At 29.1% G+C, this 10,548-nt stretch carries 11 protein-coding genes; 8 read left to right on the top strand and 3 right to left on the bottom strand.

The window, feature by feature from the left end; translation table 11 throughout:
- Positions 1 to 294 precede the first annotated feature (294 nt).
- The 5 genes from Q0V15_RS09355 to Q0V15_RS09335 all read left to right on the top strand — a co-directional run bounded on the left by Q0V15_RS09355 (position 295) and on the right by Q0V15_RS09335 (position 5,499).
- On the top strand, positions 295 to 975 hold the full coding sequence (locus Q0V15_RS09355) for a response regulator transcription factor (protein WP_297438318.1): 681 nt from the start codon (positions 295 to 297) through the stop codon (positions 973 to 975).
- Between the two features lie 11 nt (positions 976 to 986).
- Positions 987 to 2,381 (top strand): cell wall metabolism sensor histidine kinase WalK, encoded by a 1,395-nt coding sequence (locus tag Q0V15_RS09350; protein WP_297438316.1) that lies wholly within the window; start codon positions 987 to 989, stop codon positions 2,379 to 2,381.
- Positions 2,382 to 2,399: 18 nt separating this feature from the next.
- Positions 2,400 to 3,842, top strand: a complete 1,443-nt coding sequence (locus tag Q0V15_RS09345; RefSeq protein ID WP_297438314.1) for a hypothetical protein — start codon at positions 2,400 to 2,402, stop codon at positions 3,840 to 3,842.
- Between the two features lie 78 nt (positions 3,843 to 3,920).
- Positions 3,921 to 4,493 carry a sulfurtransferase-like selenium metabolism protein YedF gene (gene yedF, locus Q0V15_RS09340; protein WP_297438312.1) on the top strand — a complete coding sequence of 191 codons (573 nt, stop codon included), beginning with the start codon at positions 3,921 to 3,923 and terminating at the stop codon, positions 4,491 to 4,493.
- 25 nt (positions 4,494 to 4,518) lie between these two features.
- Positions 4,519 to 5,499: an NAD(P)/FAD-dependent oxidoreductase gene (locus Q0V15_RS09335; protein WP_297438310.1), complete on the top strand. Its 981-nt coding sequence runs from the start codon at positions 4,519 to 4,521 to the stop codon at positions 5,497 to 5,499.
- 33 nt (positions 5,500 to 5,532) lie between these two features.
- Here the strand turns inward: Q0V15_RS09335 and Q0V15_RS09330 are convergent, their stop codons facing one another.
- From Q0V15_RS09330 to Q0V15_RS09320, 3 genes are all read right to left on the bottom strand, one after another.
- Complete coding sequence (locus Q0V15_RS09330; RefSeq protein ID WP_297438307.1) at positions 5,533 to 5,808, bottom strand: hypothetical protein; 276 nt, start codon at positions 5,806 to 5,808, stop codon at positions 5,533 to 5,535.
- Between the two features lie 126 nt (positions 5,809 to 5,934).
- Positions 5,935 to 6,492: a GDSL-type esterase/lipase family protein gene (locus Q0V15_RS09325; RefSeq protein WP_297438305.1), complete on the bottom strand. Its 558-nt coding sequence runs from the start codon at positions 6,490 to 6,492 to the stop codon at positions 5,935 to 5,937.
- Positions 6,493 to 6,516: 24 nt separating this feature from the next.
- Entirely contained in the window at positions 6,517 to 7,155 is a 639-nt protein-coding gene (locus Q0V15_RS09320) for a RusA family crossover junction endodeoxyribonuclease (RefSeq protein WP_297438303.1), read from the bottom strand.
- 176 nt (positions 7,156 to 7,331) lie between these two features.
- Between Q0V15_RS09320 and tsaD the strand changes: the two genes are divergently transcribed.
- The 3 genes from tsaD to Q0V15_RS09305 form a co-directional block, all read left to right on the top strand.
- Positions 7,332 to 8,354 (top strand): tRNA (adenosine(37)-N6)-threonylcarbamoyltransferase complex transferase subunit TsaD, encoded by a 1,023-nt coding sequence (tsaD, locus tag Q0V15_RS09315; protein ID WP_297438301.1) that lies wholly within the window; start codon positions 7,332 to 7,334, stop codon positions 8,352 to 8,354.
- A 72-nt stretch (positions 8,355 to 8,426) separates the two neighbouring features.
- Entirely contained in the window at positions 8,427 to 9,449 is a 1,023-nt protein-coding gene (locus Q0V15_RS09310; RefSeq protein ID WP_297438299.1) for an alpha/beta hydrolase, read from the top strand.
- Between the two features lie 80 nt (positions 9,450 to 9,529).
- On the top strand, positions 9,530 to 10,548 hold a 1,019-nt coding region (locus Q0V15_RS09305), incomplete at its 3' end, for a S1C family serine protease (RefSeq protein WP_297438297.1).

The following is a 10,548-nucleotide window of genomic DNA, read 5'->3' as shown; positions in this document are numbered from 1 at the left end:
AGCAGTCGACTGTTAATCGAAAGGTCGTGGGTTCAAATCCCACTTCTGGAGCCAAAAGTCTAAGTATTTATTACTTAGACTTTTTTTTATATAAATTTAGAGAATTAAATATCTTTTTATTATAATATGTAATTGAATTGTAAAAAAAAATTATTGTTTTATTGTAGAAAATATCTAAATAAAACTTTATAGTTATGATATAAATAAAATTGCGACAAAGAATATAATAAATCTTTATAATATTACAATATGAGATATAATATAAGTATAGATTTTAAACGGAGGATGAATGATATGAAAATTTTATTAGTTGAAGATGAAGAAAGTATAAGAGGGTTTTTAAAGATAAACTTTCAAAGAGAAAAATTTACTGTTATAGAATGTGAAAATGGAGAAGAAGGTATTAGAAAGGCTTTAATAGAAAAGCCAGATATAGCTATTCTTGATGTTATGTTACCTGGAATAGATGGTTTTACAGTATGTCAGCAACTTAGAGAAAAGTTTCCTAATATAGGAATTATAATGTTAACTGCTAAAGGTGAAGATATGGATAAGATAATGGGACTTCAGTATGGAGCTGATGACTATGTAGTTAAACCATTTAATCCATTAGAGATTACTTTAAGAGTTAAGGCTTTAATTAGAAGACTTGAAGAGTCAAAAGTTGAAGATGAGAATACAATTAAATCAGATGAGTTCTTATTAGATTTATATTCACAAAGCTTATTTAAAAATAATGATGAGATAGATGTAACTCCAAAAGAATTCTTACTTATGAAAATATTCCTTCAAAATCCAGGTAAGGCATTTACAAGAGATGAACTTTTAAACCTTGTTTGGGGTATTGATTTCTTTGGTGATCCTAAGATTGTTGATGTTAATATCAGAAGACTTAGAGCTAAAATTGAAGAATTACCATCAAAGCCTAAATATATAGAAACTATTTGGGGAACAGGATATAGATGGAAAAGATAAGGAGATTCTAGATGAAAAGTATAAAAAGTAGGCTTGTTAGAAGTTTTGTTTTAGTTGTTTCTGCAACCATACTTATAGTTTCAGTTATGTTTTTAATGTTTATTACTAGATATTACTATCAAGGTACTGAAGATATACTTAAGAGTCAAGTAAAAGTAGCAGCAGATTTTTATGATAAATATTTATCTGAAAACTCGTTAGAATACAATGTTTACGAGGATAAGGATATATTTTGGCAGCAAACAGATGCTCAGGTGCAAATTTATAATAATAAGGGAATACTTATCATGGACTCATCAGGAGTTGATAAACATGGTAGTCAGCCTAATGACGTTAAAAATGCATTAATAGGTGGAATTGGAGAATGGGTAGGTCATGTTGATTATAGTAATCAAAAAGTTATGGCTGTATCATATCCACTTAAAAGTAATGGGGAAATTGTTGGTGTTGTTAGATACATAACATCTCTTGAGGGAATTAATAGATTTATTTTCAAGTTTGCGGCTGTATTTATAATTATTGGATTGGCAGTTCTTATTATTGGTATTGGTATTAGTTATTTACTTGCTAATAGTATAGTTAATCCTTTAAAGACTTTAACTAAGACTTCAGAGGAATTTGCAAAAGGTAATTTAAATGCTAAAAATAAAATTGAAACTGATGATGAAATTGGTAAATTAGCATATACACTTAATTTTATGGCAGATGAAATTAAGAAGAGAGAGGCTTTAAAAAATGATTTTATTTCATCAATATCTCATGAACTTAGAACGCCTTTAACAGCTATTAAAGGTTGGGCTATTATTTTAAATAATGAAGATACTGATAAAGAAATGCTTGCTCAAGGATTTAATATTATTGAGAAAGAGGCAGATAGGCTTAGTCATATGGTTGAAGAACTTTTAGATTTTTCTAAATTTGTTAGTGGTAGAATTACGCTTAAAAGTGAAGAAATTGAAATGAATGATTTTGTCCAATATATTAAAATGTATATGGATCCAAGAGCAACTAGAGAGAATAAAAAGTTTCTTATACACAAATTGCCTTATGATGTTATTGTTGAGGGTGATAGAGATAGACTTAAACAAGTATTTATTAATATAATTGATAATGCATTTAAATTCACTGATGAAGGAGGTTCTATTTCAATAGACCTTAAAGATGAAGATAAGAATATTACTATGATTATTAAAGATACTGGTTGTGGAATAAGCGCAGAGGAAATTCCTAAAGTTAAGGAAAAATTCTTTAAGGGTAAAAATTCTAAATCACAAAATGGTATTGGTTTATCAATCTGTGATGAGATAATAAAGTTGCATAAGGGTAGCTTTAATATTGAGAGTGAACTTGGAGAAGGAACTACTATGTTTATTAGTATTCCAAAGCTTAGGGATAAGTCTGTATAGGTGTAAAGGGGTTTTTATATGAAAAAAATAGTTGTTTTACTGGGTATTTTATTAGTTGTTGCTTTTACGTTAACAGGATGCTTTAAGAGTGATAAACTTGAAGAAAATAAAATTATAGCACCTATACCAACTAACTTAGAGGTTTATGGAACATGGGAAGTTGTGTCAGAGTATGCAGTTGGTGATAATGATACTTATAAAAAGGTTGAAAATATTAAAAAACCTATTATAACTATTTCTGATAAAAGTGCGATTGTTGGTGATATGGAAATTGATAATCCAACTTTTAAATTTAAACGAGTTATAAAAGATAAGTATTTGCCAAAGGCTTTTGAAAGTTTAGTTAATGATGTTCCTTTAAAAGAGGGATATATGAATATTATAACTGTTTCAGATAATACTAATCTTTATCTAGATTTTATTATGAAGAATGATAATGAGGGATATATTTATGCTATTGGTGACTTGATTAAGGTAAAAAGAATACAGTCTAATGTAGATATTAATAATAATAGTGCTAGTATTGATTCTAAAGAGAAGCAAAATAGTGGTATATTGTTAGGTTTAAAGACACCTATAACGGATGCTGATGGAAAAGCAACAAGTAAGGAAGAATATAAAACTTATTGGATTAGTATGATTGATGATAAACTTCAAGATACTATAATTATGAATGGGCTTGTTCTTCCAAGAGTGAATGGAACATTTTCAGATATTGATACTAAAAATAGTATGAAGAATGGAGCAGAAATTCAAACATTAAAGGTTGTAAATCATAATAAAAATGGAAAAGCTGTTACGCAGGAAAGTTTGCTACCAAGTACAAGTAATAGAGAAATAACTTTTGTTGGTAAAGATTATATTGGGGTTGAATATAAAAATCCTAAAAATAATGAAGAAGAGTATAAATTATCAACTGTTGATAATATTACTTCACCTAAGAGTTTAGATATGACTGGTATCTTTGGAAGCAATGGAGAGCGTGAGTATACAACTAGTAGAGATCAATTTATTAGTAGTAAGCCTAGTTTTGTTTTAGATAAATATAACCTTGGGAATTACAGTACTAGTGATATTACTATGTTTAGAAAAAATGCTAAGTGGGTAGTTCAAGGTAATATAGATTCTGATATTGTTGGAGTTAATGATTTATCATTTGATATAAATGTTTCTCCAGTTGGAACTTTAGTTAATTATGATGCACTACCTGTTAGTTGGAATAAAGTTAAGGATATTGATCCAAAAGCTGTTGATGCTTTTAGTTCACCATCTGGGAATTTTATTGTTGTGATAAACAATAACTCTATAAATGTTTATATGATTAAGAATGGTGATATAGAGAAAAAACCTGCTAGAGTAATTAATATTGCAAGCGGTGATGTTCCAGTTATGGGTGAATGGGCTACTGGTGATTTTGTTTCTTTATGGAATAAAGCGGTTGAAGAAAAAATTAAAAAATAATAGAATAGAGTTAGTAGTAAAATCTAAGTATGGATAGTTTTATTTATACTTAGATTTTTTAATTTGCGGGGGTGTTTTATGAATACGATAGATTGTAGAGGACTTGAATGTCCTATGCCAGTTATTAATACAAAAAAATATTTTGAAAAAATTAGTAGTGGTGAGGCTAAAGTTATTACTGATAATGAAATTTCTAAAAATAATTTAGAGAAGTTTGCACTTGGAAATGGATTTGATGTTACTTGTGACATGTTAGGTGATGATTTTGTATTGATTATGAAAAAAAGTCAAAGTGAAATTATTGAAGAGAGCAAAGAGCATTTTTCTATTCTAATAGGAAGTGATAAACTAGGTACAGGTGATGATTCGCTTGGGCAAACTCTTATGAAAAGTTATATTTATGCTCTTAGTGAGAGTGATAAGATGCCAAGAAAAATTATGTTTTTAAATTCAGGTGTTAAACTTGTTTCAAGTGATTCAAAAGTTTTGGAATCTCTTGAGCTAATGAAAAATAAGGGTGTAGAAATTTGTAGTTGTGGGGTTTGTTTAGAGTTCTTTGGAATTAAGGATGATGTTAGAGTTGGTGAGATAACTAATATGTATTCTATAGTTGAAGAGATGAATTCAGTTTCAAATCTTATAAAATTATAATTTTATAGTAGAAAGGAATTTTGATATGGATTATGACATTATAATAGTTGGAGCAGGCCCTGCAGGACTTGCTACTGCTATAGAGGCTAAAAGAGAGAATGATGATTTAAGTGTTTTAGTTATTGAGAGAGAAGAAGATTTAGGTGGAACTTTAAATCAATGTATACATTGTGGTTTTGGTAAGGATATTTTTAATGAACCATTAACTGGAACTGAGTTTGCACAACGATTTATAGATTCTATAAATGAGTTAGATATTGAAGTGAAAGTTGATACAACAGTTATATCTATTTCAAGTGAAAAAGTTGTTAGGTATGTTAGCCCTAGTGAGGGAGTTGTTGAAATTTCAGCTAAGGCTATTATTATTTCAACAGGGATAAGAGAATTATTTTCAGGAAATATAAGCATTCCTCTAAATAAGTTTGCTGGTATTTATACTGTTGGAACTGCTCATAAGTTTATAAATAATCAAGGATATTTACCAGGTAAGAGTATAGTTATACTTGGTACAAGTGATACTAGTCTAATTGTTGCTAGAAGGCTGATTTTAGAAGGTGCAAAAATTAAAGCTATCATTGAAAGTTCAGACCACTTAAGAGCTGAAACAGAGTATGCTAGAAAGATTGTAGAGGATTTTAGTATTAGAGTATTATATGGATATAAAGTTAATGAGGTTATTGGTAGTGAAAGAATTAATGAAATTAAGATTTCTAGGATTGAAGATAATGATGAAGAACAATTAGAAGTTGTAGAAACATTAAGCTGTGATTCACTACTTATATCAGTTAATTTTTTACCAGATAAAAGAATTGCAGAAATTTTAGGTGTTGAAGTTGATGAAGAAACACAAGGAATTAAATTAAATGATGATTTAACTACGAATATAGATGGTATTTTTGCAGCTGGTGGAGTTGTAAAAGGCTATGATAATGCAGATATTTGTGCAAAGCAAGGTAAGGATGTTGCAAGAGTAGTGGTTAAATATTGTGAAGATATAAAATTTTAAATCAAAAAGCAAATCACTAAGATTATGATAATCTTAGTGATTTGCTTTTTTTACTTTATATTTTTCTATAATGTTAATTATGCAAGTTAAGATTATATAGTAAAATGCAAAATTAAGTACAAGAGCAAAAATATTAAGCCCAGTTGATGAGATAAGACTTTTACCGATAGTATTATTTGGAATTGTTAAGAACTCAACTGGAAAGCCATATGATGTACCTGCATCTGTTAGTGAGCTATATGGCATTATATAAGTAGCTAAAAATGTTATGAAAATTGCAAGTAAGAATTTTTTAGGTTTGTTTATCAATAAAATCACCTCCGTATTAAATATTATAACCTAAAATATGGATAGTGATTCGAGGGAAAATTAATTTTAATAAAAAAATAATATATAATAAGAAAATTTAGCATATAAAAAAAGATAAATTAGCTTTTAAGCTAATTTATCCATAAGTTTATCAAATATTAGGTCATGCCCAAGTTTATCAAGGTGTAGACCATCTGTATAGTATGAACCACTTTGAGGTATTACTGAGTTTATATCTATGAAATCTAATTCTTCTGATGTAGCATACTCTTTAAGTTGTGTATTAAGAATTTTTATAGTTTCATTAACATTATTATAATCAACAGTAGCATCCCAACGAACTTGTGCAATTTCTCCAAGTAGTTTTGGTGCTGAGATTATTATAGGAATTATATTATTTGCTCTAGCTTCTTCAATCATAGCTTTAATATTCCTAAATGTTATTTTAGGATTTCTACTTTGAAGCGCATCATTTGAACCACATAAGATAGTTATATGAGTTGCTTCTTTATTTATTATATCTTTTGTGAATCTTGAAAGCATACTAGATGATGAATCACCAGCAACGCCTTTATTTATTACTGTTACATTAGATAGAGTTTCAGAAAGTTTAGAAACCCAACATTCATTTGGAGAAACTCCATAGCCTTTTGTTATAGAATCTCCAATACATATTAACTTCATTAGTGTACACGACCTTTCACTTAATTAAAAAGTTTTCAGTAAGCATTTTCTGCAAATTATTGTTGTTCCTTTGTTAGCAGTAACAAATTCACCTTCTTTTAAATCCTTGCTACATAAATAACATATTGTTTTATTATATGTAGAAATCTCGGATTTATTTTGTTTTTTTTCTATACTGACACTTTTTTTATCTTTTAATTGCTTAGTTCTATTATATAAAACTTTCTCAACTTTAACATCATTTACTTTTATTGAGTAGTCTAAACTATAATAACTTTCACCAAGTAGCTCTAATTCAAATCTAGGGTTTTCTTTATCATAGTATTCTTCTATTAATATTCTTCTGATTTGAACATCATTTACAATTATCCCACTTTTTTCGATTCCATCAAAGATACTTTTTGTTATGTTACTTGTATCTGGATGTCTTTTTTCACTTTTATAATATACTTTGAGGATTGCAATTAATGATTCTTCAAGTATTATATTTGGATTTTGTATTCTAGCTTCATATGAAATTTCTTCTTCATAATTTGCATATTTATCATAAGCTTGTCCTGTGTTTGATGGAAGTATAGCTCTACCTTGTTTGTTATGAAGTTTAAAATTTGATTTTGTTATAGGTGAGCCTTTTACGATTATTTTTGCGTATGGTAATTTCATTAAAACCTCCGATTATGTAAATAAGCTTTGAATTATAAAACAATAGTATTAAATTTTTGATTATACCATATATTGTACTAGCTTTTCTTGAATGTGGCAAAGCTATAAAGTATAATCAAGATGATTATTAATTTAAATAAAATTGATTGTTAATTTAAATAGAATGAGGTATTACAATGGAGAAAAAAGTTATTTTAGCAATAGAAAGTAGTTGTGATGAAACAGCTGCAGCTATTGTTGTTAATGGAAGAGAAGTATTATCAAATATAATTAATTCACAGATAGATACACATAAGAAGTTTGGTGGAGTTGTTCCAGAGGTTGCATCAAGAATGCATATAGAAGTTATAAATGAAGTTGTTGAGCAGGCATTAAAAGAGGCAAATATGACTTTAGAAGATGTAGATGCTATAGGTGTTACTTATGGACCAGGTCTTGTTGGAGCTTTACTTGTTGGAGTTCAATATGCAAAAGGTCTTGCATATGGGTCAGGAAAACCTTTAATAGCCGTTAATCATATAGAGGGGCATATTGCTGCTAATTTTATAGCACATAAAGAACTTGAGCCACCATTTATATGTTTAGTAGTTTCAGGAGGTCATACTTTTATAGTTTATGTTAAAGAACATGGAGAGTATGAGGTGATTGGTGAAACTAGAGATGATGCAGCTGGAGAAGCTTTTGATAAAGTTGCTAGAGCACTTGGTCTTGGTTACCCTGGTGGACCAAAGATTGATAAACTTGCGAAAGAGGGAGATAGTAGTGCTATAAAATTCCCAAAAGCAAATTTAGGTGCAGATAGTTTAGATTTTTCATTTAGTGGAGTTAAGTCAGCAGTTTTAAATTATTTAAATAAAGCTGATATGAAAGGTGAAGAAGTAAACAAGGCAGATGTAGCAGCTAGTTTCCAAAGAGCTGTTGTAGAAGTTTTAACTGATAATGTTTTAAAAACTTGTAAGGCTAGAAATGTCAAAAGAATAGCTATTGCAGGTGGAGTTGCTTCAAATTCAGCACTTAGAGAAAATCTTATAAATGAGGCAAGCACAGAAGGGATAGAAATATTATTCCCAGCACCTATTTTATGTACAGATAATGCAGCTATGATTGGAAGTGCAGCATATTTTGAACTTGTTAAAGGGATAGAAAGTGCACCTATGAATTTAAATGCTAGACCAAATCTTAGAATTGGTGAGAGATAGAATAAAATTTTATAATTAAAGATAAGAATTTTCATTTTGAAAAAAATATATTGTTGGGGGACAGAATATTATATGAGTTTAATTTCGCATTCAAATGGATTTACTACAAAAGAACCTAAGAAAAGATTTACTTTTAAATTTGTTTTAAAGGTAATTTCAGCTATTATTTTATTTTGTGTTGTAATGGGACTTGTAACTAATACACTTATAAATAAGGCTAATGAAAAAAAGTTTATAAAAGAAGATGGATATGTAAGTATAGATAATAAGAAAAATTACTATAATATAGAGGGGACTGAAAAACCTACTATAATATTTGAGTCTAGTAGTGGAATGGGAATATCACAATGGGACGGAGCAAGAAAACTTTTAGCAGATGAATTTGGTATAAGAAGTTTTGCTTATGATAGAGATGGCTTTGGTTTTTCAGATTTTACAGATAAAAAAAGTTTAGAGGAACAAGCAAAAGAACTTAAACTTATTTTAAGAAAAGTAGCGATAAGTGGTCCATTTATATTAGTTGGTGAAGGATATGGTTCGCTTGTTATGACAAACTTTGCAAAAGAATACCCAGAACTTGTTGCAGGAGTTATTTTAATAGCACCTATAAATGAGAGTAGTTTAGGTAATACTACTTATTATGATTATTTTGAAAAAGATAAACTTAAAAGAAATTTAGATGTATTTAGTTCTTATATAGGTATAAGTAATTTAATTGATAAATATATAGGGCTTGAATCTCCAAATGAACTTGATAAGCTTCTTAATGAAGCTGATTATAATAATTATAAAATGCTTAGGTCTACACTTGGTTTTAATAATGCACTAAATGCAGAGCTTGAAACTATTTTAAGTTTGAAGGATAAAAGTCAAACAGATGGAATGTTTAAAGATGTTCCTTATGTAATTATAAATGATAAGGATAATGCTATAGAGCAAAATAAACTTAAAAGTTTAGGTAGTGAAAATCTTACAACTATTATAAATAGTGATATTTCTTCAGATATTATATCTTTAGAGAAGCCAGAACTTATACTAAAGAGCGTAAGTTATATCCTTAAAAATATTAAGTTAAAAGAAAGTTCAAATCCTTAACAAAATGTAAATATTTGTGTCATTGATATGCCATAAAAGTTTATTAGAATTTGAGTAAGAGGAAATTGTAGGAGGGTATTATGAGCGATTTTAATGACAGAAATGAGAATGAAGAGTTAAATGAAGGCCTAGAGAGAGATGAGGCTTATGTTACAGGTGAGGAAAATAATAATAATAGAAATGAAAAGAAAAAGAAATTAAGTAAAGCTTTAGCAGGAACAATGGCTATAGCACTTACAGCATCATTACTTGGTGGTGGAATTGGTGGACTTGGAGTTTATTCATTTATGGATTCTAAGGAAGATACAAAAATAGAGAGAGAACATGAAACTAAAACTGTATCAGTTCCAGAGTTTAAAGCAAGTGGGACTATGACTACAGCTGAGGCAGTAAAAGCTGTAACACCAGCTGTTGTTGGAGTTTCTACAAAAAGCGTTGTTCAGGATAACTTTTTTAACGGAGCATCAGAGCAAGAAGGAATTGGTTCAGGCTTTATAATTAGTGAAGAAGGGCTTGTAGTTACAAATTATCATGTTGTAAATGGTGCAAGTGAGGTAAAGGTAATTTTAAGTGATGGACAGGAAGTTGCAGCTAAAGTTGTAAACTTTGATAAAGAAGCAGATCTTGCAGTTATTGATATTACAGATGATATTAAGATGCCAGGAGTTGCAAAACTTGGAGATTCATCTAAACTTTTAGCAGGGGAAGATGTTATCGCAATTGGTAATCCACTTGGTAAAGAGTTTAGTAAAACTGTAACTAAGGGAATTATAAGTTCTCCAAATAGAGAACTTAGTGTAAGTGGTTCACCAGATGATGTTGAAATATTTATACAAACAGATGCAGCTATAAATCCAGGAAATAGTGGAGGACCTCTTATAAATGCGAGTGGAGAAGTAATAGGAGTTAATACTGCTAAAAAAGTTGGAGAAGAAATTGAAGGTATAGGATTCTCAATTCCGATAAATACAGTTAAAGATAAACTTGATAATTTATCAAAGCCTAATTTAGTTTTAGGAATTGGAGCAATGAATATAGATGAAGAAATTTCAAAAACTAGAAATATTCCAGTTGGGGTAAGAATATCATCAGTTGCAGA

The sequence above is a fragment of the uncultured Clostridium sp. genome (assembly GCF_947036855.1).
Classification (GTDB): Bacteria; Bacillota; Clostridia; order Clostridiales; family Clostridiaceae; genus Sarcina.
The sequence above is the reverse complement of the archived record's forward strand: the minus strand, read 5'-3'. Positions and strand labels throughout refer to the sequence as shown.

What these genes read in the sequence shown, in the direction of transcription:
- Q0V15_RS09310 (WP_297438299.1), top strand. Translation starts at nt 8,427, where the DNA reads ATGAGTTTAATTTCGCATTCAAATGGATTTACTACAAAAGAACCTAAG.
- Q0V15_RS09345 (WP_297438314.1), top strand. Translation starts at nt 2,400, where the DNA reads ATGAAAAAAATAGTTGTTTTACTGGGTATTTTATTAGTTGTTGCTTTT.
- Q0V15_RS09350 (WP_297438316.1), top strand. Translation starts at nt 987, where the DNA reads ATGAAAAGTATAAAAAGTAGGCTTGTTAGAAGTTTTGTTTTAGTTGTT.
- tsaD (WP_297438301.1), top strand. Translation starts at nt 7,332, where the DNA reads ATGGAGAAAAAAGTTATTTTAGCAATAGAAAGTAGTTGTGATGAAACA.
- Q0V15_RS09355 (WP_297438318.1), top strand. Translation starts at nt 295, where the DNA reads ATGAAAATTTTATTAGTTGAAGATGAAGAAAGTATAAGAGGGTTTTTA.
- yedF (WP_297438312.1), top strand. Translation starts at nt 3,921, where the DNA reads ATGAATACGATAGATTGTAGAGGACTTGAATGTCCTATGCCAGTTATT.
- Q0V15_RS09325 (WP_297438305.1), bottom strand. Translation starts at nt 6,492, where the DNA reads ATGAAGTTAATATGTATTGGAGATTCTATAACAAAAGGCTATGGAGTT.
- Q0V15_RS09320 (WP_297438303.1), bottom strand. Translation starts at nt 7,155, where the DNA reads ATGAAATTACCATACGCAAAAATAATCGTAAAAGGCTCACCTATAACA.
- Q0V15_RS09335 (WP_297438310.1), top strand. Translation starts at nt 4,519, where the DNA reads ATGGATTATGACATTATAATAGTTGGAGCAGGCCCTGCAGGACTTGCT.